The organism is Prevotella sp. C561, assembly GCF_000224595.1.
Classification (GTDB): Bacteria; Bacteroidota; Bacteroidia; order Bacteroidales; family Bacteroidaceae; genus Prevotella; species Prevotella jejuni.
Map to the genome: position 1 here is coordinate 41,425 of NZ_JH114142.1, position 23,455 is coordinate 64,879.

Annotated in this window: 18 protein-coding genes and 1 pseudogene; 10 read left to right on the forward strand and 9 right to left on the reverse strand. The window is 39.2% G+C overall.

Annotated features, from left to right (window positions below; genetic code table 11):
• Positions 1-227 precede the first annotated feature (227 nt).
• Positions 228-884, reverse strand: coding sequence for a hypothetical protein (locus HMPREF0666_RS04470; protein ID WP_009011140.1), 657 nt, complete (start codon positions 882-884; stop codon positions 228-230).
• Positions 885-1,517: 633 nt separating this feature from the next.
• Between HMPREF0666_RS04470 and HMPREF0666_RS04475 the strand changes: the two genes are divergently transcribed.
• From HMPREF0666_RS04475 to HMPREF0666_RS04485, 3 genes and pseudogenes are all read left to right on the forward strand, one after another.
• A complete protein-coding gene (locus HMPREF0666_RS04475) occupies positions 1,518-2,513 on the forward strand; it encodes a 2-hydroxyacid dehydrogenase (protein ID WP_009011141.1) in 996 nt (331 codons plus the stop codon).
• Between the two features lie 299 nt (positions 2,514-2,812).
• Positions 2,813-3,387 (forward strand): annotated as a pseudogene (locus HMPREF0666_RS04480) (porin family protein).
• 410 nt (positions 3,388-3,797) lie between these two features.
• Positions 3,798-5,153 carry an MATE family efflux transporter gene (locus HMPREF0666_RS04485; RefSeq protein WP_009011144.1) on the forward strand — a complete coding sequence of 452 codons (1,356 nt, stop codon included), beginning with the start codon at positions 3,798-3,800 and terminating at the stop codon, positions 5,151-5,153.
• Between the two features lie 526 nt (positions 5,154-5,679).
• Here HMPREF0666_RS04485 and pncB read toward each other — a convergent pair.
• The 5 genes from pncB to nrfH all read right to left on the reverse strand — a co-directional run bounded on the left by pncB (position 5,680) and on the right by nrfH (position 12,029).
• The gene (gene pncB / locus HMPREF0666_RS04490; RefSeq protein WP_009011145.1) at positions 5,680-6,885 is read right to left on the reverse strand and encodes a nicotinate phosphoribosyltransferase; all 1,206 of its coding nucleotides are present in this window, start codon (positions 6,883-6,885) and stop codon (positions 5,680-5,682) included.
• Between the two features lie 677 nt (positions 6,886-7,562).
• On the reverse strand, positions 7,563-8,351 hold the full coding sequence (gene ccsA, locus HMPREF0666_RS04495; protein ID WP_009011148.1) for a cytochrome c biogenesis protein CcsA: 789 nt from the start codon (positions 8,349-8,351) through the stop codon (positions 7,563-7,565).
• A complete protein-coding gene (locus HMPREF0666_RS04500) occupies positions 8,348-9,685 on the reverse strand; it encodes a cytochrome c biogenesis protein ResB (protein ID WP_009011149.1) in 1,338 nt (445 codons plus the stop codon). Before HMPREF0666_RS04500 ends, ccsA begins: the two co-directional genes overlap by 4 nt.
• Positions 9,686-9,880: 195 nt before the next feature.
• Positions 9,881-11,377, reverse strand: coding sequence for an ammonia-forming cytochrome c nitrite reductase (gene nrfA / locus HMPREF0666_RS04505; RefSeq protein WP_009011151.1), 1,497 nt, complete (start codon positions 11,375-11,377; stop codon positions 9,881-9,883).
• 19 nt (positions 11,378-11,396) lie between these two features.
• Positions 11,397-12,029 (reverse strand): cytochrome c nitrite reductase small subunit, encoded by a 633-nt coding sequence (gene nrfH / locus HMPREF0666_RS04510; RefSeq protein WP_042856007.1) that lies wholly within the window; start codon positions 12,027-12,029, stop codon positions 11,397-11,399.
• 322 nt (positions 12,030-12,351) lie between these two features.
• Here nrfH and HMPREF0666_RS04515 point away from each other — a divergent pair, with 322 nt between their 5' ends.
• The 4 genes from HMPREF0666_RS04515 (at position 12,352) to HMPREF0666_RS04530 (ending at position 17,696) form a co-directional block, all read left to right on the forward strand.
• Positions 12,352-12,858 (forward strand): Fur family transcriptional regulator, encoded by a 507-nt coding sequence (locus HMPREF0666_RS04515; RefSeq protein ID WP_009011153.1) that lies wholly within the window; start codon positions 12,352-12,354, stop codon positions 12,856-12,858.
• The gene (locus HMPREF0666_RS04520) at positions 12,855-14,129 is read left to right on the forward strand and encodes an adenylosuccinate synthase (RefSeq protein WP_009011154.1); all 1,275 of its coding nucleotides are present in this window, start codon (positions 12,855-12,857) and stop codon (positions 14,127-14,129) included. The genes HMPREF0666_RS04515 and HMPREF0666_RS04520 overlap by 4 nt, the downstream gene beginning before the upstream one ends.
• A gap of 101 nt (positions 14,130-14,230) precedes the next feature.
• Positions 14,231-15,589: a histidine--tRNA ligase gene (gene hisS, locus HMPREF0666_RS04525; RefSeq protein ID WP_009011155.1), complete on the forward strand. Its 1,359-nt coding sequence runs from the start codon at positions 14,231-14,233 to the stop codon at positions 15,587-15,589.
• Positions 15,590-16,673: 1,084 nt separating this feature from the next.
• Positions 16,674-17,696, forward strand: a complete 1,023-nt coding sequence (locus tag HMPREF0666_RS04530) for a hypothetical protein (RefSeq protein ID WP_009011156.1) — start codon at positions 16,674-16,676, stop codon at positions 17,694-17,696.
• A 198-nt stretch (positions 17,697-17,894) separates the two neighbouring features.
• Here HMPREF0666_RS04530 and HMPREF0666_RS04535 read toward each other — a convergent pair whose 3' ends face one another.
• Entirely contained in the window at positions 17,895-19,103 is a 1,209-nt protein-coding gene (locus HMPREF0666_RS04535) for an L-serine ammonia-lyase (protein WP_009011157.1), read from the reverse strand.
• Positions 19,104-19,477: 374 nt separating this feature from the next.
• Here HMPREF0666_RS04535 and HMPREF0666_RS04540 point away from each other — a divergent pair, with 374 nt between their 5' ends.
• From HMPREF0666_RS04540 to HMPREF0666_RS04550, 3 genes are all read left to right on the forward strand, one after another.
• Entirely contained in the window at positions 19,478-20,146 is a 669-nt protein-coding gene (locus HMPREF0666_RS04540; protein WP_042856009.1) for a DUF4230 domain-containing protein, read from the forward strand.
• A 2-nt stretch (positions 20,147-20,148) separates the two neighbouring features.
• Entirely contained in the window at positions 20,149-20,823 is a 675-nt protein-coding gene (locus HMPREF0666_RS04545; RefSeq protein WP_009011159.1) for a DUF4230 domain-containing protein, read from the forward strand.
• Between the two features lie 71 nt (positions 20,824-20,894).
• Positions 20,895-22,256: an MATE family efflux transporter gene (locus HMPREF0666_RS04550; RefSeq protein ID WP_009011160.1), complete on the forward strand. Its 1,362-nt coding sequence runs from the start codon at positions 20,895-20,897 to the stop codon at positions 22,254-22,256.
• Here the strand turns inward: HMPREF0666_RS04550 and HMPREF0666_RS04555 are convergent.
• Together HMPREF0666_RS04555 and HMPREF0666_RS04560 are read right to left on the reverse strand one after the other, a co-directional pair.
• The gene (locus tag HMPREF0666_RS04555; RefSeq protein WP_009011161.1) at positions 22,236-22,484 is read right to left on the reverse strand and encodes a hypothetical protein; all 249 of its coding nucleotides are present in this window, start codon (positions 22,482-22,484) and stop codon (positions 22,236-22,238) included. The two genes, HMPREF0666_RS04550 and HMPREF0666_RS04555, sit on opposite strands and share 21 nt — an antisense overlap.
• On the reverse strand, positions 22,468-23,049 hold the full coding sequence (locus HMPREF0666_RS04560; protein WP_009011162.1) for an NUDIX hydrolase: 582 nt from the start codon (positions 23,047-23,049) through the stop codon (positions 22,468-22,470). The genes HMPREF0666_RS04555 and HMPREF0666_RS04560 overlap by 17 nt, the downstream gene beginning before the upstream one ends.
• Positions 23,050-23,455: the final 406 nt, after the last annotated feature.

Below are 23,455 nucleotides of genomic sequence, written 5' to 3' on the forward strand. Positions count from 1 at the left end.
CTTGAGATTAGTCTGTCGCTTATAGAATGGCTTATATGTGTTTTTTCTATTTTTATACTTCTAATATAAGATTTTAATATAGCTTTGCTTGCTTGGAAACGCATGGGAGTGTATGGCTGACTCGTAAGTAGATGACTATCTTAAACTTTTGCGTAAGCTGCTTTAAGGACACTGAACTAATAGTTAAACGCATTGCTTAAAAGTTGGTATTCCCTGTTTTCTTTCTTTCACTCATCTAAGACCCGAAATATAGAAAAGATAGGTATGCACCTCAAACCCATTGATTCTGTAATTTTCAAAGGAATATACTTCAACATTGTTGCTTCTTTAATAACTATAAAAGTCTTCTGTTGAAGCATTCTGTTAACCCAATAGTGCGACTCTACATCCCGTTTTTTAACATCCACATGATATAGAATCACATCCCCAGAAAAGTAATAACAAGCAATGAGCTGTTTATAATTTTTCTTCGAATAATACCAACAACCTGATGATGAAACGATGTTCCCATCGTAGGTATATTCAAATGGTGACAGACCTAAATCATACTTATAAACGCCTTTCTGAGCATCTAAAGCAAAGTCTTCATTAATGTATTGTTTATAGTCTGCCGTGTCCTTGGGATTTATAAACCTCCGAATGCTGGCATTATCCTCTACTTTTACATAGAAAGGGTATGTCTTGCCGTTCACTGTTATCGTACGCCCTAAATGACAATAAGTGTTTTTTTGTTGTGAGTGATGGTCAGATAACGCATAAAAACTTTGTACAATGCCGTCTTGAATATGCATTATTTCTGCCGTTAATTGCGCATTCAATATAGTTGCTTGTAGTGAAAAGACTATGCAGAGTATTCCTTTTAGATAATATTTAAGGGTCTTCATTTCTTTTATTCAGTTTATGTTTGGCTTCATTTCTATGCAGTTTAATCCTATCGTATTACTTCTTAACCATATAGAAAGATGATTAGTTTGATGATAAACAGTTCACAAGGCAAAGATAAAGATTTCCAATTATAAACAACAATCTTATCAGTTTAATTTTTACTCTTTAGGCGTAATAAGGCTTAGAATGATAGGAATGGAGCTACTAAACAAGCAACAATTATTCCTTCCGTCCTGTGCTTGTATTCTTACCCGACTGTTCATATAAACATTTCACACTTAATTAGTTAAGAAATAATGATAAATTAATGGATTAATATGAAAGTATTGTTTTATAGAAGATGCCTAACGCCACCATAGCTATTAAGCCATAATAGAAAAGCCAACCGTTAGAATCTCATTAACTCCTCATCTATAATAATGTTGACCATTCTCCTTAATCTATAAAAGGTAAATATTTGCAAGTATTACAAATTATGTGTACCTTTGCACTGGAATAAGTATTTAAGTTGAAAAACTTAGATATAAGAGATTACCTGAGGTAGTAAACGAATAAAGAAATCCCTTGACAATCAAAAAGAAAGGGATAATTTATAGTACATATAATAATTAATTCAAATTAGGTAAATAGCAATGAGGATAGCATTTTTCGACGCAAAGTCGTATGACATTGAGTCTTTCAACGAGGTAAACAAGGATTATAATTTCGATATTCGCTATTATCAAGAGCGTCTTAGTATAAGTACAGTACCTTTGGCAAAGGGTGCTGACGTTGTATGTATCTTTGTTAATGCAGAGTGTGACGCACAGGTTATTGACGAGTTAGTGAACAATGGAGTCAAACTTGTTGCTCTTCGCTGTGCTGGTTTTAATAATGTTGACCTCAAGGCTGCCGAGGGTCGTATTAAAGTAACACACGTTCCTGCTTACTCTCCACATGCTGTTGCGGAGTATGCCGTAGCCTTGATGTTGAGTCTTAACCGTAAGATTTATCGTGCTGTGAACCGTACACGTGAAGGAAACTTCACCTTACACGGTTTGTTGGGCTTCGATATGTATGGCAAAACAGCTGGCGTTGTTGGTATGGGCCGTATTGCAAAAGAACTTATTAAGATTTTGCACGGCTTTGGAATGAATGTTATGGCATACGACCTCTACCCAGATCAGGAGTTTGCTAAGCAATATGATGTTAAGATTGTACAGCTTGATGAACTTTATGCCAACAGTGATATTATCTCTCTCCATTGTCCTTTGACACCTGACACTAAGTTCCTTATCAATAAGGAGAGCATCTCTAAGATGAAGAAGGGCGTGATGATTATCAATACTGGACGTGGACAGCTTATCCATACAGAGGACCTTATCGAAGGATTGCGTACTAAGCAAGTGGGTTCAGCAGGTCTTGACGTCTACGAAGAAGAGAAGGAATACTTCTATGAGGACAAGAGCGACAAGATGATTGATGATGATGTCTTGGCTCGTTTGCTCATGGTTCCAAATGTAGTACTAACTTCTCATCAGGCTTTCTTTACCAAGGAAGCACTCTACAATATCGCTGTCTCAACCCTTAGCAGTGTGAAAGAACTTTCTGAGGGTAAGACATTAAGCTGCGAGGTAAAGAAGTATTAAGTCTTTGATAATCTTTAGAGATTATAAAGGACAGAATAACCTATATAATAAGGTGGATTGAGAAGAGATTTCTTCTCAACCCACCTTTTTCAATGTAATTTATTACTCGTTGAAAGATATAAGTACTATTTAACGCGAAAACCTTTGTGATTACATCAGTTTCGTTTAACTTTGCGCCCGTAATAAACAAGAGTATTCAATATAGAACGTCTCTTTTAAGGAATTAAAAAGCCTACGGAGAGAGGTGAAATAAAGGATAACTATAGAAAAGAATATACTTAACAAAAAAACAAAGAGTTATGAAAAAGATTTTAGTTGTAGCTGCACTGATGCTTTCATCAGTATCTACATTCGCACAGCACGCAGTTGGTTCTTTCAACCTCCAGCCAAAAGTTGGTGTTAGTATTGCTAATCTCACAGAATTCAAGGGCACTGATCCTCGCGTAGGAGTTGTAGCTGGTGTTGAAGGAGAGTATCAGGCAAGTGACATCATCTCTGTAAGTGCAGGCGTACTCTACTCTATGCAGGGTGCAAAAGGTAATATCGGTAATTCTAATGATGCTACAAACCGCCTTGATTACATTAATGTTCCTATCATGGCAAACGTTTATGTTGTTAAAGGTCTTGCTGTAAAATTGGGTGTCCAGCCTGGTTTTAATGTGAGCAATAAGATTAAAAAAATAATCTTAATGCCGTTGACAACCCTATCAAGGCACAGTCTGTAGACGTTTCTATTCCTGTTGGACTTTCTTACGAATACAGTAATTTCCAGCTTGACGCTCGTTATAACTGGGGTGTAAGCAAGGCTCTAAAATGGAGTGACGCTAAGAACAGCGTATTCCAGATTACTTTAGGCTACAAGTTCGACTTGTAAATCATTGATACACATACTTTATTGTTAGGAGGGAGCCGTTTGGTTCCCTCTTTTTGTTTGTATTTTTTCTTCCTCTCTAAAGTTTACATAATCCTTAAAAACAGTTTATTACGAATTATTTTCATGAAGATAAATATTTCTTCTCACGTAAGTAATCATTTCTCTTCATGATAATAAATTAGAATGATCTACGTGTTAGTTAACATTCAGGGTGGTTCACTCATTAATATAGAGGTTATCATGGGTCGGACAGACACGTTTTACTTAGACAGGAAATAACGTTCTATTCTATTAACAATATCGTTTTATTATTATTAGAAGAGTAAGTAATTTAAGAAAAACGCATGAAAATACAGTTATTTTTCGTACCTTTGCAGCGCACTTAGGATAATATAATAGCAATAAATAGTATGTCATATCAATTTTCAAAGTACGAAACACACTATCGAAACCTTACTTATTTAGGTGTTCCAATTATTATCGGACAATTAGGAAACCTTATTCTTAATTTTGCTGATACGCTAATGATTGGACATCATAGCACAAAGGAATTGGCTGCAGCGGCATTTGTCAATAATATGTTTACGCTGGTCATTATCTTTGCTGTGGGTTTCACATACGCTATTACTGCCCTCGTCGGTACGTTATATGGTCAAGAGAAGACGCATCGTATTGGGGAACTCATGAAAAGTGCAGTAGCCGCAAACACTTGTATGGCTGTGTTTTTATCAGCTATTATGTGGGTATTGTATATCAATCTTGGTAATTTAGGACAGCCGGAGGAGCTGTTGCCCCTTATGCGCTCTTACTTTGTCATTCAGCTTGTGTCCCTTCCTTTTGTCTGTTGGTTTAATACCTTCCGACAATTCACAGATGGTATTACCGATACGCGAGTAGCTATGTGGATTTTAATCGGGGGAAATATCATGAATATATTTGGTAATTGGGTTCTTATCTATGGTCATCTTGGGATGGAAGAGATGGGCTTGGTTGGAGCAGGACTTTCTACTATGATTTCTCGTATCGTAATGGCTATCGTCATGGTTAGCATCTTCTTCTTTAGCAAGCGATATAAGGAATATAGAAAAGGATGGCGCCAAGGGAGTATCAATCGCACGGATTTCAAGCAGGTTACCGTACTTGGTTTACCACTTGCATTACAAATGGGTATGGAGACAGCCGCTTTCAGCCTGTCAAGTCTGATGGTTGGTTGGTTTGGTACAACTGCCTTAGCAGCGCATCAGGTTATGCTTACAATCTCGCAATTGGGTTATATGATTTATTATGGTCTTGCTGCAGCTGTAGCAGTACGTATCAGTAACTTCATGGGACAGCGAGATTATACGGCTGTGAAACGTACGGCAACAGCTGGAATACACCTTGTCTTCTTCTTGGCCATGCTGACTTCAATTCCTGTCTTTATCTTCCGTCATAGTATCGGAGGACTATTTACTGACAGTTCTGAGGTTGTATCGATGGTTTCTATGACTATTATACCATTTATGATCTATCAGTTTGGAGACGGAATGCAGTGTAACTATGCGAATGCCATGCGTGGTATAGCCGTTGTGAAACCATTGATATGGATAGCCTTTGTTGCTTTCTTTATCGTTTCATTACCATTGGGTTATCTCTTTGGAGTAGTTATGAACTATCAGCTCATTGGTATCTGGTATGCTTTCCCATTTGGTTTAACAACAGCCGGATTACTCTATTATGTCTATTATCAAAAGGGATTGAAACGTATTGAGGAGTCTGCTAAATAAGTTGTAGGGGCATAATACATCTTTGAGAGTTAAACGTCTTTGTGGCTTACACTTCCTATAAGTATTAAAAAATAGCTCCCCCTATTGCTTGTATGGGCAGTAGGGGGAGTTTGTATTTGTACGCTAATTCAACTAAACCCAATGAATCATGTTGGATTAAAGGGATAAGAAGCGTGTTTTACATTTAAGACAATGAGTCTTCTCATCATATTAATACTGATAGATTAGCATTACTTTGTTCTCTTCTAACGTTCAATTGATATGTTTACGTCGAGAGCTTGTAAGGTGCTATGCTATCAATATGCTTATTGCATAACGTTAGCACCATAGTCATCTACGTATAAAATGATGCGTGATGAAACACAATACCAAAGAGGAATGTTAGGAGAAAGGTTTATTACAGTCAGTGGGTATCATGCAGTGAGAAGCTGATAACTAACTTACTTGGGTATGTTCTATAGTACAATTCTATACTAAAATAGTTGACAAAGTTATTGTCAACTATTTTAGTAAAGCTTAAACCACCTTATTCTTTATAATGAATGGCCTCCATAAAGCGCTGTATAACCTCTGGTTTGCCTGTATGCTTTCCTTTATCCTCCGATATCTTGCAAGTGTCATTATAGAATGGCCACCGCTCAGTTATCTTAACTGCAACAAGTTTGATAACGATGTTCATTGGTTTTACATGTGGGAAATCGTTAGTGAAATGAGTACCAATACCAAACGATGGTTTTACACGATTCTCTGCATAATGTTGTATCTCAATTGCTTTGTCTGTATCCAATGCGTTTGAGAATAACACTTGTTTGTCACGTGCATCGATGCCAAAAGACTTATATTTCGCAATGATTTTCTCTAATTGTTCGAAGTTGTCACCAGAGTCTATACGTAGTCCCTTGAATTGATTAGCAAAGTCTTCTGAGAAATTGTAAGAGAAGATGTCCCAGCCAAAGGAGTCATACAAATAGGTTCCTAACGCTCCACGATAAGTCCGACGCCAGGCCTCCATTGCCATGTAATTGGCCATTTGAGGACCAAACATACCACCGATAGCACAGATAAACTCGTGTGCCATTGTTCCGACTGGTGTCAGATCGTATTTCATTGCAAGGTGAATATTACTTGTACCGACAAATCGTCCCTTCCACTCTTTACTATCATAACAATCCTTCATAGCTCTCACTGCAGTTTCTTCTGCTACCAAACTGGCACGGCGGCGAGTACCGAAATCTGAAAAGACACAGCCTGCTTCAAGTAAACGCTCGGTCTTATGGTAAGTGTTGTCATAAAGTTCTTGATAATCAAACTCCTGTGCCTGCTTGTTAAACATGTAGAATAACTCAGAGATGATAGCAAGTATCTTCACCTCTAACAAAATAGTGTCAGCCCATAAACCTTCTATTTCAATATGAAGATGACCTTCTTCATTTTGCCAAACCTTGACCCAATCGCGTGAAAAGCGGAAGCCACGGAGATAGGTTAGAAACCATTCGGGAAGATAATTACACTTCTTTCTTAGGAAGTTTATCTCTTCATCGGTTATAATGACAGTTTCCAGTAATTCTATCTGGTGCTCCACTTCCTGTGCGAAGCCTTTGGGATATACCGTATCATCACGATCTACGAACTGATAACATACGTGTGCACGTGGGTAATTGTCAATGACTGCACAACACATCGTTAACTTGTACAGGTCATCATCAGTGAAATGATTAATGATTTGTCTCATCTTTTTTTAGCTTTTTCAGCTGCCAAAAGTATAAAAAAGATATGGAAGAACAAAGCTTTTTGATAAAAATATAGTTTCATATAGGTGTTGATAGGATATAAAGAGAATAAATACTTGCTATAACATGAGAAAGTTTCATAACTCATTACTCTCTTTACATGATATAAAGAGGTTAAATATATGGTATAACATGATCTTCTTCTTTTCATTTACGCACATCTTTCATTTTTTGCAACCCTACTTTCTTTTTATTTCAATAATGTGATAGAGCAAGGAGTTGACAATGTAGATAGAAAGAATGTTCTGATTGTAAGAATGCTATTCGGAGAGAGAGGTGTGGTGCTTGAGGGTTGATAGTATGTTTGTTTACCACGGCTGTATCATTAATTCCTTATAGGCAGAAGAAAAGACAAAATAATTTTGCTGTCATATCTGTCATACTTTACGAATGAGTAAATTGTTTATATTCAGATAGTTAATTGTAAATGTTAAAATGACAGCAACTCTACTAAAAACTTTTTTTGTGTTTTTTATTAATGTTATTCTCATTATTTTCAAACAAATCTTATCTCTTCAACTATCGTATAAGTCGAAAAAAAACTGTATCAAAAGTTATGTTGCAACTCTTGATACAGCGTTATTTTTTTAAGTCTAAATGAATGGTAATAAACCTAACTCTAACTTAGATTATATGTATGGACACTGACACCTTGCGCAGAAGGAAGATAATTAATTCCCCACCAGCACATCTGTAGTAGACAGAAAGCTATGATAAGTATCCATAAAGCTGGACGAACAGTGCGAGAATGGTATTGGCGGTAGTGTACATAGACCAAATAAGCAAGCCAAGTGATGGCAGCCCATGTCTCTTTGGGGTCCCATGACCAATAATGTCCCCATGCCTCCTTGGCCCACAAAGCTCCCATCAGCATGCCAAGTGTCATAAATGATAGTCCAACGTAGGCGAGGTTATCGGTTATCTCCATCTCTTTGTCTATGTCTGAACCTTTCTTAAAGAATAATAGATAGACCGACATGACAACTGCTGCACCCAAGAGAGCGTATGCCATCATGTAGACTATGACATGAGGGGCAAACCATGGACTCTGTAAAGCAGGCATGAGCGTCTTGGAATGAATCTCTGGTTTGAAGAGGTTGACACATACAAAAACTGTGGCAAGCAGTGTTGAGAAACTCAATATCCACTTATACTGCCATCGACTAAAGACTATTACACCTGCTAATGGTAGGAAGAAACTATACCATAAGCGTGTTTCTCCCATCGTACGGAGCGGTGGACGCTCCAGTGTTATCCACATAATTAGAATATAGGAGAAGAAAACTACAAGGCCGAGTCCTGTTGTAACAAATGCTAAGGTTCTTCGGTTACGCCATGCACCCCATGCTCCTATAGCCCACAGAATGACTGATACGACTGCAAATATGATAAAATAATTCCAAATCATAGCTTAACCTCCTTCTTACGACTTGCTGTTAAAAACATTCCTACAGCACCAAATAATAACATGAATATACCGACATAAACAACTGGCATCCAAGGATCTGTTACTAATTCAAAGATACTTAGATTACTCCATTTACCCATCTGCTCATTATAACTAAGTTGATAGATTTTCCATCCATTAATGGTAAATGGCTTGTTTACTTCTATCTCGGTATGAATATTCTTTCCATCCTGTGTATAAATGTCAACAAGTGAAGCGAAACGACGTGGCTCACGATTTGGCATAACCAATCTTCTACCATCACTAAGTTTCAAAGACTGATAAGGGAAAAGATAGCTTCCACAAGTGATCCAACCAGTTACAGTATGTTGCTGACCTTTAATTAAACCAGAATCACTGCTTCCATTAGCATTTACACCTATTGTTACCTTTACATATAACGCACATGCTGTACCTGTAGCATCCGAAGCTATATAGCCATCCTTATTACGTGCCTGTCCTAAAGAGTCCATACGGATATTGCTCATCATACCACCTGGCATCTTACCAACCATCTTACTAAGCATAACTGGCATAGCATTATCAATGCGCTTGAGAATCTCAATCTTACATTCTAACAGTTGACCTGACTTTACATTCTTATCTAAAAGGATACTCTCTGGCTTTCCCTTTGGAAGCGGAAGTCCCATCTTGTCGATAAGCATCAGTTTCGGAGGATATTCATCAATAGTGAACTTATCTAATTGAATTGCTACAGGAAGGTGATGAACAGCACTAAAAGCATCAAGACCACGCCACTCAACCTGTCCTTGTTCGCAGAACATCTTCACTCGAAGCATATCAGCACTACCAAGTGTACCACAAGTGAGGATAATAAATAAGCCCACATGGCTCGTTAAGGTTGGTAGTCGACGCCAAGAGAAATGAGCAATTTGATTTAATGTGACTTCTCCTACAATGGCTGTCATCCATAGGTAAACAAGGATAAACGGCCAGAAATTGAGCATCTTTGTCAGTCCAAGCGGGTCAACAGGACTCTTTCCTTCTGCTACTTGTTTGGTAAGTCCCATAAGGAGAGTGAGTATTGCTGCAGCAGCAATAGCTGGGATAGCAGCCTGCATGGTTGACATGAAACGACAGAAATAAGACCGCTTACGAAGTGCATAGACTATGATAAGTGTCAGTACGAGTAAGAATAATATAATAACGTTGGCTGGCCAAGCAAAGATACCCCACTCTAAGGGACCAATTGTTACCTGTAATAACCCGCCTGTAACCAATAAACCAACGACTATTGCTGTACCTTCTCTAAGTGTATAAGGTTTATTCCACATAGTAAAAGAGGCTCTCCCCCACTATTAATAAGGTCTTGAAAAACTTTATTTTATGTTTGTGAAGTACGAGCAGATAAATGATTTCGTTTTGATATATAAAATATTAGGATACAAGAATATTCTTCAAATAGAGTATTCCTATTTTACTGAACAAGATTCCTCCCCTAATGGGAAGGAATCCTGCTTGTAGTTTGTTTACATCGGTTTAGTTATAAACCGCTTATTCTTGCGTGCCTGCTCTATCCACTTCGGAACGATAGTGTCAAGGAACTGCTTCTTTTGTGCATTAAGCTTAGTCATATCTAAGCCAATGTAAGACTGTGCCTTAGCCTTAGTAGAAACGTCAGGAAGAGGAATCTGTCCTGTAAAGCCGTGACGAGCAACTACACGTGCAATCTGTAAGCGTGCATCCTTTGCATATTCCATAGCACTTCCAAGGAGTCGCATTACTTCTTGTGGAGCATGGAAAGCAGCACCGTGACTGGCAACAGCATAGTCCCAACGCCACTGACCCTTACGAAGGTCTTTCAAAACAGGCTCCATCTCAGCCTCAGTTGCACCCTTTTCCCATGCAAATTTAGCTTCAATATGTGCTGCAGCAAGTTCTCTTTCTACATGAGTACGGAAGTCATAAATCTTCTGTTGACGCTCATATACATTCTGACGAAGTGTTTCAGCATCTTGACGGTGACAAGTCTGGCAAGTACGACTGATGTTTGCTAATGGACTTGTAATATGGTGATCTGTAAATTTCACACCACCCTCAGAGATGTAAGGCATGTGACAATCAGCACATGAAACACCACGTTGTCCATGAATTCCCTGTAAATACAACTCATAACCAGGGTGTTGTGCTTTTAGAATCTTCGCCTTTGAAAGTGGATTAATGTAGTCATAGAAGCCGATACTATCGTAGTATTCTTCTGCTGCCTCACACGTCATACCCTTTTCTTGAGGGAAGTGTAGATAGTTGCCATTCTCCTTTTCGAAGTAGTATTCCGTGTGGCACTGTGCGCAGACCAGGCTACGCATCTCTTGATGGCTGGCTTTTCTCACGTCTTTACCGACACGAGCCCATGCCTCATAGAGAGCAGGACGAGCGGGACGAAGTTCCATCGTCCTTGCATCATGGCAGTCAGAGCAACCGACGGTGTTCATGACCTCTGGTCCCCAGTCGCTCCACTTGGCAGCATAGAATTTATCAGTTCCTTTCTCACGCATTAGACGTGGAACATCAGGACCCTTGCAGGTCCAACAGGTTCCTGGCTGTATGTCATCTTGTCCATCAACACCTGGACTTCCTGTACGCATAATCTTACGTAAGTCATCAATACAATGACGGTGTCCACGTGGTGTATTATACCCTCTTGAGAAAGAATAGCCAGCCCATAGGATAACCATTTCGGGTCTCTCAGCCAGTACATCTACTTCCTGGGAAGAATTGTACTTACTCACGAAACTTGTGTCTTCTGTCATTGCCCACGTCTGATATTCACGTGGGAAATCAGCTGCAAATTTCTCATTCTGAGATACAATGGAGTCAGTCATCGGTGTACGTCTGTTGTTGAACACACTTACAACCTCAGCTCTTCTTTCAAGCATTGAAGAACAGAGCAGTCCAAGAATGAACACGAGAACCATTGCTCCTCCAAAGAGTAGCCAGCCTTGCCATTTCTTTAATGTCTTTGCCATAATTATCGATTTTTAGTTCTTATTTTTTCTTTCCTAACATTTTTTGCAACCAATCTGGAACAGGAGAAGGTGGCATTGGTTCCACATATTCTGCACTAGGAGTACTTGAGAGAGAATTCATCTTCATGTGTGCTACGTCACGATGACAATCCCAGCAGGCTTTACCCTCACCACGCTGAGCCTCCATGTAATCTATTCTACCTGTATTAACAAACTCTTGATTTAATTGTTTATGACAGCGGATGCAGTTATCCATTATCACTTCTGCGGATGCTGATTCTGCCTGAATAGTTTGCGATTCATTAAATGTAACAAAATAAGCTACATGCTTCATTCCATCCATACCTTTAAAAGCATAGTGTGCAGCAACGTTATCATTAGGAACGTGACAATCGTTACATGTGGTGTTACGAGCATGTGCAGAGTGTGACCACGTAGCATAATAAGGTGACATGATATGGCAATTAATACATGCCGCTGGGTCATCACCTATTATATAGGTATGCATACGTAGAAGATAAAAGAATAACCCCGTAAAGCCTACTATCACACCGCACAAAATGGATAAAGTAATCTTTTGCCGATATGATATGCGTGATAAAAAGTTATTTATCACACGTTTCAATTTGGTAGATATGGTTTTTAGTGTCATAAGAGTTATATCTTGTTTCGTCCACAAATATAGGTATATTTTTTAATCAACATGTAAAGAAATAAGAAAAAATCATTATTAATTATGATTTAGACGAAATCTAATATATTTTAATCGTGTCGAGACCCGTTTTCTTCATGAAGATGATAATACAAAGTCATAGTTTAAAGGTAAATAAAATGACCTGATAAGCTTCAGATAAAACCTACAAGAAGGTATTTCACTCATTCTTAGAACGCCCTTATTTTAACTTTTTTTCATTGTAATATAATAGGTATATCATTTAAAAATGGTAACTTTGTGCGAATTTAATCAGTAAGTTGTGACTCGAGATATAGTCAAAAAAAGAGTTCGCGATATTCTGGATGAATATCTCGAAGCTAACAATCATCGCAAGACATCGGAACGTTATGCCATTCTCGATGCGGTGTATGATATGAAGGGGCATTTCTCCTTAGACGAGTTAGGTGTAGCACTTGAAGAGAAGAACTTTCGAGTTTCGCGTGCCACACTTTATAATGCAATGCGTCTTTTCATAGAGTTGCGCCTTGTTGTCAGACATCGTTTCATAGGACAAACCAAGTATGAAGGTTGCTACAACAATGAAGATCATATTCATCAAATTTGTACTCTATGCGGTACAGTGACCGAAGTTGATTCTCCAGAGATAGTAGATGCAATAAAGAATACGAAGTTTCATCGTTTCCGCAGAGATGGCTTCTCATTATATATATATGGTATATGTTCACGCTGTCAAGCAACCTTATCGCGTCAGAGAAGCAAGTTTCTAACACAGAAACAAGTTAAAAACTCACATAAAAGTAAATGAACACAGGTAAAGTAGACGTCCTGTTGGGTCTCCAATGGGGTGATGAAGGAAAAGGTAAGGTCGTAGACGTGCTCACACCACGTTACGATGTAGTGGCTCGTTTCCAAGGAGGTCCAAATGCAGGGCACACTCTTGAGTTCGAAGGGCAGAAATATGTTCTGCGTTCTATTCCATCAGGAATATTCCAAGGTGGGAAAGTTAATATCATTGGTAATGGGGTTGTTTTGGCTCCAGACCTCTTTATGGGAGAAGCTAAAGACCTTGAGAAGAGTGGACATCCTTTGAAGGAGCGTCTCCATATCTCAAAGAAAGCTCATCTTATTATGCCTACGCATCGTATTCTTGACCGTGCTTACGAGGCAGCGAAAGGTAAGGATAAAGTAGGAACAACAGGTAAAGGCATTGGTCCTACCTATACTGACAAGGTTAGTCGTAATGGTTTACGTGTTGGTGACATCCTCTGCGACTTTGAAAACAAGTATGCTGCACATAAGGAACGTCACATGAAGATGCTTGCAGCATTGGGTTGGACCGACTTTGAAGGCTTCGAAGAGACAGAGAAGTTGTGGATGGAAGGAATAGACTACATGAAGGAGTTCAAGTTTGTTGACTCTGAGATAGAGGTCAACCATCTCCTTCGTGAGAATAAGCACATCCTTTGCGAAGGCGCACAAGGAACAATGCTTGATGTTGACTTTGGCTCTTATCCTTTCGTAACCTCTTCAAATACCATCTGCGCTGGTGCTTGTACGGGTCTTGGAATAGGTCCGAACAAGGTGGGCAATGTCTATGGTATTATGAAAGCCTACTGTACCCGTGTGGGCTCTGGACCATTCCCAACAGAGCTCTTTGACGAGACAGGAAAGACAATTCGCGACCTTGGACATGAATACGGAGCTGTGACAGGGCGTGAGCGTCGTTGTGGCTGGATTGATCTTGTCCAACTACGTTATTCCGTAATGGTAAATGGCGTAACCGAACTTATTATGATGAAGAGCGATGTTCTTGATAGTTTTGATACTATTAAGGCATGTGTTGCTTACGAGTTACCTGATGGTTCTGAGACAAAGGATTTCCCATACGAGATAGATAATGTCAAACCTATCTATAAGGAATTCCCTGGATGGGGGAAAGACATGACGAAGTGTAAGTCACAAGACGAATTCCCACAAGCTTTCCGAGATTATGTGGCATTCCTTGAGGACTATCTTGAGACACGTATCGGCATTATCTCTGTTGGTCCTGATCGTGAACAAACAATAGTATTATAATCCTTTCTTAGGCTGTAACTTGCGTTTATAGGTAATCAAAGATACTTATATTCGTAACTTACAGCCTAATATTTTATTTCAAAATATAATCATTAAAGCAAATGGCAAACAAACCTTCCATCCCAAAGGGTACTCGTGACTTTGGTCCTGATGAGATGGCTAAAAGAAATTACATATTCGATACTATCAAACGTGTCTATGCGCTCTATGGCTTTCAGCAGATTGAGACTCCTTCTATGGAGACTTTACACACCCTGATGGGTAAGTATGGTGAAGAAGGCGACAAACTTCTCTTTAAGATTCTCAACTCTGGTGATTATTTGAAAGCAGTTAGTGACGACGAACTCAAGGAACGCAACACACTTAAGATGCAGACAAAACTCTGTGAGAAAGGGTTACGTTATGATCTTACCGTCCCTTTCGCACGTTATGTGGTAATGCATCGTGACGAATTGCAGTTACCTTTTAAACGTTATCAAATTCAGCCTGTTTGGCGTGCAGACCGCCCACAAAAGGGACGTTATCGCGAGTTCTATCAGTGTGATGCTGATGTTGTTGGTTCTGATTCATTGCTGAATGAGGTGGAGTTAATGCAGATTATTGACACTGTATTTACAGAGTTTGGCATCCGTGTACAGATAAAGATTAACAATAGAAAGATTCTCACAGGTATTGCAGAAGTAATAGGTGAGAAGGATAAGATTGTTGACATCACTGTTGCTATTGATAAGCTTGACAAGATAGGACTTGACAATGTAAACGAAGAGTTGCGCAGTAATGGTATATCAGAGGAAGCAATAGAGAAGTTACAGCCTATCATTAAGTTAGAAGGGACTAATGAAGAGAAACTTAATGTTATCGCAGAAGTTCTGAAAGAGAGTGAGACTGGAATGAAAGGTGTTGAGGAGTCTCGTTTTATACTTGACACATTAAAGAGTTCAGGACTTAATAATGAGATACAACTCGACCTCACCTTGGCTCGTGGACTGAACTATTACACAGGTGCTATATTTGAGGTAAAGGCGCTTGACGTACAGATTGGCTCTATTACTGGTGGTGGTCGTTATGATAACCTGACAGGTATCTTTGGTATGCCAGGACTCTCTGGAGTTGGTATAAGCTTCGGTGCCGACCGCATCTATGATGTCCTTAACACGCTCGACCTCTATCCTAAGGAAAGTGTACAGGGTACGCAGCTTCTCTTTATCAACTTTGGAGAGAAAGAGACAGCCTACTGTCTGCCTATTGTTGCAGCTGCACGCAAGGCGGGCATACGTACCGAGATGTTCCCTGACAAGGCCAAGATGAAAAAGCAGATGAGCTATGCAAATGCTAAGAACATCGGTTTTGTTGCCCTTGCAGGTGAGTCTGAGATTCAAGAAGGTAAGATAACACTAAAGAACATGACCTCTGGTGAACAAGAACTTGTAACGCCGGAAGAATTGATTAATAGATTTTAAGCATATCCCTCTCCCCTTATCATTCAAGGTGAGGGGGATTTGGCTTTGCTTTATAATGCACCATGTTTTGTTCGCTGAATAATATATAGGTTGAGACAAACACTTTTTGTATCTCTCAAAACAAAACATTATCAAAACCACTAAACGCAAGGTAGATTAATACACATAACTACGATAAAAGTTTAAAATCAGTTTGCTGTCATTTTTAACATTTCGTGTAACCCTACTGTTAATTAAATAGTTAGGTGGTAATGACGGCTGACAGAAATGACAGCAAATTTATTTTTGAATAAACCTCATTGTCTTTGACATACGAAAATACAGGGGGTAAACAACGTAAAAATGGTATTGTAAAAAAGCTTATAGCATCGATAGGGTGCACAACATTCCCAATCAAGTGACCTACTTTACTTTTACTCTTTTTTTACATGCTTTGAGATTTACAGGCTAAGTGGTTATACACTTTTATAAATCAGTAATTACTATCTACTTCCACAGGTGGTACCTCTCCCCTTCCCTTCCTCGCAGAGAGAATCGTGGTTAGTGGGTTTAACCTTGTAAAAGAGCTGTAAAACGAAGACGGAACGATAAATGCGCAAGATGAAATTGTTGGGATATTTCATTAATCATTCTCTCCTCATTTGGAGAAGGGCTGAGAAATAAGACAAGAGGACGCCCTTCAACGTTCAAGAACATGCCCTTCTTACATATTGGAAACGCCCTTCTTGAGGCAAGACAGGCGTCTTCTTCTTTGCAGTCTGTAACATATTGATTTATTGCTGATTATAAGCTTGGTATGAGTGATAGCTATACTCCTATCATGAAGGTATTTGACTTAATAATATGTAATGATAATTCATAATAGTACAAATTCCCTCGAAATGTGGAGAAGTCACTACCCTTCTTAAATAGAGATACTGGTAATTGCAAATGGGATACGCTTTTCCCTCACAAAGAAACGGACATAAAGGATACAAGGAAAGTTAGAAAGAATTATCGAAAAGTCGTAGAACTAAATTAAATCAATGGTTTTGATAGTCGATATTATTGCTCAATTAAAATTAAACCAAATATTATTTATAAAATGGAAAAGAGTCTCACACTATGTTTTTTACTCTTAGGTTGGTTACACTCAGCCTTCGGACAGGCCACATTTAATATTGATGGGTTTTCAAAACAATACTATGGTAAGGTTTACTACGCCGACACATCCGCACTTACAACTGCTGGTTGGGTTGAAGTTTATGACCGTATTACAAAAAAGAAACTAATCCATGTTGATGCAGACGACCTTTCTTTTGATCTCCATGATGGTAAGATTAAAGCAAATATAGCGGAGTTTCCTTATGGAGAGTATAGTGTCTTGCTTTATGAAGACTATAATTTTGATGGGAGAAAAGATTTTGCAATTATGGATGGGAACAATGGTTGCTATAATGGTCCATCCTTTCAAATATTCTTAGCAACGAATAAAGGCTTTGTATATAATGCTGATTTCACAGAATTAGCACAGGGTAATTGCGGACTATTTACCATCAATAAGAAAGAAAAGACGCTTACAACAATGATAAAAGATGGTTGTTGTTGGCATCAATACTCAGACTATAGTGTAGTTAACAACCGTCCAAAGCTTATCCGTACACAGACTGATGATAGTTCGAAGTCTCCTATTTACACGTTAACAATAGAAGAATGGACCAGTAAAAAGCCGATTAAAAAAGTTTTTAGGGGTATCAATCTTGAGAATGAACTTGTCAAGGACTACTTCATGTTCCATGTCGATAAGGTAAATAAAGACGTTATTCTTTATAATCTCGATGACTGTTTGCTCTATTATGCTGTCCTTGATGCAGAAAAGAGTGTAGAGTTCTATTACCCAGCAGATAGACTTCAAGAAGATTCAAAGTTTAAGTATGATAAGAAGAATGGTAAGTTGACCTTTAGTAATAAGGATGCAAAGTATTCTATATATGAGAAGTCTGGCACCGTAGGAATTGATATTACTTATAAAGGAAAGACCTATCAGTGGAAAGGAAACCCTAAAAGTCAACATGGCAGTATGGTTAAGCTCTTGAAAACTAAGTTAGGTAATGTTGCCTATCAATAGACAACAACGCTCTATCCATACGCTCATAATGGAGTAGCCGACTGTATTTACTTCTCTATATGATAAATGCCAGTAATCGTTTTTACCTTTGTTCGGTAACACGTTTACTGGGCATTAAAGCTGTCTCTACGCCTTTATCTACTAAAATTAGGCTGATATAGTTTTGTAAAAAACAATAACTTTCAAATGTAAAAAGATTTACATCTGATAATCCTTAGCCAGTCCTCCAGCACTTGTCTCCTTATAAAGTGATGGTATGTCATGTCCTGTCTGCTTCATAACCTCAACAACACGATCGAACGAAACACGATGGCTACCGTCACTGAACGATGCATAAAGTTGCGCATCCAGTGCACGACAGGCCGCAAAAGCATTTCGCTCAATACAAGGAATTTGTACTAATCCACACACAGGGTCGCATGTCATACCTAAGTGATGCTCCAAGCCCATTTCTGCGGCATACTCTATCTGTGAAGGACTGCCACCGAATAACTGGCAAGAAGCCGCTGAAGCCATTGCACAAGCAACTCCTACCTCACCTTGGCAACCTACTTCAGCACCAGAGATAGAAGCATTATATTTGACAATATTACCAAAGAGACCAGCCGTGGCAAGGGCATGTAATATCTTTGTCTCAGAAAATTCATGGCCCTTTGAGAGGTGATAAAGCACTGCAGGGACTACACCGCAGGCACCACAAGTGGGTGCTGTGACAATCGTACCACCAGAGGCATTCTCCTCGCTAACTGCCAATGCGTATGAATAAACCATACCACGGCTCTGCAATGAAGGCTTATAGCCACGTGCTTTGATATAATAGTTGGGGGCTTTCCGAGCAAGATTTAACGGACCAGGTAGGGCACCTTCGCTGTCAAGTCCACGCTCAACTGCAGCCTGCATGGTCTTCCAAACCTCTCGAAGATAGTCCCATAGGTCGTCTCCCTCACATTGTTTGACATACTCCCAATAGCCACGTCCATGATGCTCGCACCATGCCTGAATGTCTTTTAGGGTGTGTAAGTCATAGACAGACTCCTTCTGAAAGAAATCGCCTGTCGCTTTGCCCTCTGATAAAGCACCTCCACCAACACTATAGACAGTCCATTCATCTAACAAGTCTTGGCTGTCGTTAAAGGCACGAAAAAGCATTCCATTAGGATGATAAGGCAAAAAAATGTCTGGTTCCCATATTATTTCGACTGGTGCCACTTGCTTTAGAACATCAATTATGGCCTTATCAGTCATGTGTCCCTTACCCGTTGCAGCCAGACTACCATACAATGTCACTTCAAATCTTGCTGTTTCTGGATGTCGTTCAGCAAAGATTGTTGCCGCACGTTGTGGCCCCATCGTATGACTACTCGATGGTCCTTTACCAATTCTAAATATCTCCTTTAATGATTCCATATATGGTTTGTTCCCAAATACCTCGTATAAATTAAGCTACAAAATTACGAATAAAAAACGTCAAAGATGAAGAAAAGGACATATAAAATGGTAAGAAGCATCATTTATCATCGTCATACTACATTTTGGGTAGAGTCAATACAATAGCTGAGGAGTTTAGAAGAGGGTAAACAAGAGGGTTTGAGTGATGGAGAAGAGTTATTGAAATCAAGGCTATTCGATACTTAGCTTTTTTGCTGCCATCTGTTTGCGCTATACGAGCTTAGTATCAGTATGTAGGTAGAAAAGCATTAATATCATTAATTTATATGGTCGGTTAGGTGTTTTATCGGTGCTTTTTCGTACCTTTGCCTACATACTTATATTGATTTAGAATGAAATACTCCGTCCTAATATTGTCAGTTCTCACATTGTTAGTAGCTGGTTGTAAAGACAAAAACAACAATGTTGAGCCAGCCGCTAAAGCAATTGACACAATCCCAATGTTGGTGACACAGGTACAACAGTGTTCACGACTTTACACGATAGAATATCAGATTCATAAGATTATCACCCATAATGATAAGATGAAAGTGTCTGGTACGTTTTTAAAACAAGACTTCAGTGTGAACCTTCCATTAGGTGAACGTAGTATTGCTATCCCTATGGATGCAACGTTGAAGGCATATATTGACATGTCTAACTTTAGCGAAAAGAATATACAGCGTCGTGGAAAGGAACTTCTTGTCACCTTACCTGACCCCAATATAATCCTCGTATCGACAAAGATAGACCATAAAGAGATAAAAGAAAACGTACCGTTGACACGTCGTAACTTCACTGATGCCGAACTGACGAACTACGAACAACAAGGTAGGAAACAGATTATTGCATCCATCCCTCAAATGGGTATCATCGAACAAGCACAAGAGAGTGCTGCCCGACAACTTGTCCCTATATTCACAACCATGGGATATAAGGAGTCAGATGTGACTATATCCTTCCGTAAGAAGTTTACGATAAAGGATTTAGGTAGTTTGTTTGAAGTAAAAGCTAAGGATTAAAGATGGAAAAGAATACACCAAATAATAACCTCGCTAACCAGAAGGATAAGGAGGAGAAGAAGGATATAAGAGGAATACTAAGCCATGTCATGTCGACTGGTAAAGGTTGTCTCCTCTCTTGTATAACCATTGTAGTGTTAGGAGTCGGTCTCTTTTGGTGGCTTAACTCGTCTAATAAAGTTAGTGTCGACGCTGATCAGAAGATAGAGATAACGCCAACACAGATACAACAGATACAAAACATCGGACAATGGGAGTTCCTTGCTATCAATGACGAAGAACTTGTAGACACCATTAGTCGTGGCTTCTTCACGGATAGTGAATTGGTGCGTATCTATTACGGAGTGGCACGCTTGGGTATAGACCTGCATCAAGCAGAGCCTCAATGGCTACGAGTTGAAGGCGATAGCATCATAGCCACGCTCCCACCTATCGTTCTCTTGGATCGAAACTTTATTGATGAAGCACGAACAAGGTCGTTCTTTGAAAAAGGAAAGTGGACTGACGATGATCGTGAACAACTCTATAAGCGAGCTTACAGAAAGATGTTAAAGCGTTGCATGACAACGAATAATATCAAAATAGCCGAGGATAACGCACGTCAACAGTTTACACAATTCCTTCGTTCGATGGGTTATAAGAAGATTAGAGTAGATATATCTACTAAAAGAAAATAAACATTTAGCCCTGAGGCCTAACTCTCTCAAGACGAAACATAAGGCAAGATTTAAGGATAATAAGAGTAATTATGGCATCAGAAGAACAAACACAACACATTGAGAGTATGACAGAAGGTGCGCCATCACGCGCCATATTGAAGTTTGCCATCCCTCTTATTCTTGGTTATTTATTACAACAAACCTACTTAATCATTGATACTGTCATCGTAGGAAGGTGGATTGGCGTGGGTGCATTAGCCGCTGTTGGAGCGTCAAGCAGTATTATGTTCCTTATTATGGGCTTCTGTAACGGTTCATGTGCAGGCTTCGCTATCCCTGTGGCACAGGCCTTTGGCGCAGGTGACTATCGAAAGATGAGGTGTTACGTGAGTAATGCGATGCGCATAGCATTGGTGCTTGCAATTGTCATCACGTTACTTTCCTGCTTCCTTTGTGATAAGATTCTACAGATGGTAAACACGCCAAAGGATGTTTTTAACGATGCTTATATCTTCCTATTCTTACAGTTTTGTGCAATCCCTTTCACCATTGCTTATAACCTATTGTCTGGTCAGATCCGAGCATTGGGTAACTCTAAACAGCCTTTCTACTTCCTCATTGCTTCTTCAGTCTTAAACATTCTACTTGACATAGTGTTCATCTTATTATGTGGAATGGGCGTTGAAGGAGCCGGTATTGCAACGCTACTCAGTCAGGTGTTCGCCTCTTTATTATGCTGGTGGTTTATCAAACGGCACATGACAATCCTTGTTCCGAAAGGTGACGAACGACAGTTTGATAACAAGAAGATTAGTATCTTATTGAATAATGGTGTCCCAATGGGATTGCAGTTCTCAATCACTTCTATCGGTATTATCATGCTACAAAGTGCTAATAACGCCCTTGGAACAGTGTATGTAGCCTCCTTCACGGCTGCTATTCGTATTAAATACCTCTTTACATGTGTACTTGAGAACATTGGAGTAGCCATGGCAACCTATTGTGGACAGAACCTTGGAGCAAAGAAAATAAGTCGAATAAAGACAGGTATCAATGATGCCATGTGGCTTATGTTAGCCTATTTCGCTATTACCGTTGCCATCATCTATCCTTTTGCAGACAACATGATGATGCTGTTTGTCAATGGGAATGAACAAGATGTAATACTGAATGCGGCCCAACTGATGCGTATCTCTAACTGGTTCTATCCAGCATTAGGAATACTCGTCATCCTTCGCTACAGTATTCAAGGGCTTGGATATAGTAATCTTAGTATGATGAGTGGGGTCATGGAGATGATTGCCCGTTGTGGTGTGAGTATCTGGCTGGTACCAATCTTAGCATGGACAGGAATCTGTTACGCAGACCCTGTTGCTTGGATAATGGCCGATATCTTCCTTATTCCAGCTTATTTCTGGCTTATAAAACGGTTAAGGAAGCAGTTGGGATAGCGTTTTAATCGCTTCCTGCATGTCTTCTGCGAAACGAGTATGTGTTAAAAGAAATTCGTCACGACCGTTTCCTAATCGTTTATAAAGTTCTGAATTCATTTGTTCAACATACAGACTGATGGCATATTCAATGTCATCTTTCTGTTTATCACTATTTGAGAAGGCATAAACCTGGTACTTCTGATGAAAGAAGCAGTAGGCGGCTTCAATACTATCTTTTGTTATCATCTTTCTGTAAGGTAAAATATTTCCACAATGGAGCTACCATTAATGCTTGAATAAAATCGCCACGAAGGAGCATTTCTTTTACTTTCTCCTTAGAACAAAGAAACACTTCTATATCTTCCGTGGCATCAAGATGCTGATTATTAGTCTTTTTCACGCCACGAGCATAGAAGCAATGGCAGAGATTATCCATAACCCCAGGATTAGGAGCTATCGTCATTATCTCCTCCCATTCACCACCAGTATAACCAGTCTCATCCTCCAATTCGCGTTGTGCAGCATGTAGTGGTAATTCACCATCCTCCACTACTCCAGCACATATCTCCGTTGAAACAACACCAAGACCGTGTCTATACTGACGTTCCAAGATAAGTTCTCCGTCCTCTGTTTCGGCAATTACGTTTATCCAAGTTGGGTATGAAAGCACATAATACTCGTCATAAACCTTTCCATTGGGCAACTGAACCGTATCACGACGCGCCTTCAACCAAGGTCGGTTGATAAGTTGTTCGGAGGAGAGTGTAGACCACTTCATCTCTTTGTCACTGCGTTGTTTTGTCTTATCCATAACATCATAAACTATTGTTCATTAGCTACAAAGTTATTATATTCCCTCTTAATGACCAAATATTCAGCTTGTTGTTTTCATGTGAAAGGTGGATTACTTTTTCAACAATAAGTATAGAATATCAATATCCACGCAACTCTTACCTCTTTATAATAGAAAAAATCAATCAAAAGATTTCTTGTTTATTGACAATAGTACCATTTTATTATCGTATATTTGTAAACAAGATAACAAGGATTTGCCGCATCCTAAATCACTTACTACCAGAGGCATGCTTTGCGGCAAGGCTACTCTATGGAGGACATAACTATGAAACGTAAACCAAAGATGCACAATGAGCAAGAGTTTAACCTTGATAACATCTATCAAGAGGACGATCGTCAGCTTGATAATTTAGACGATACAT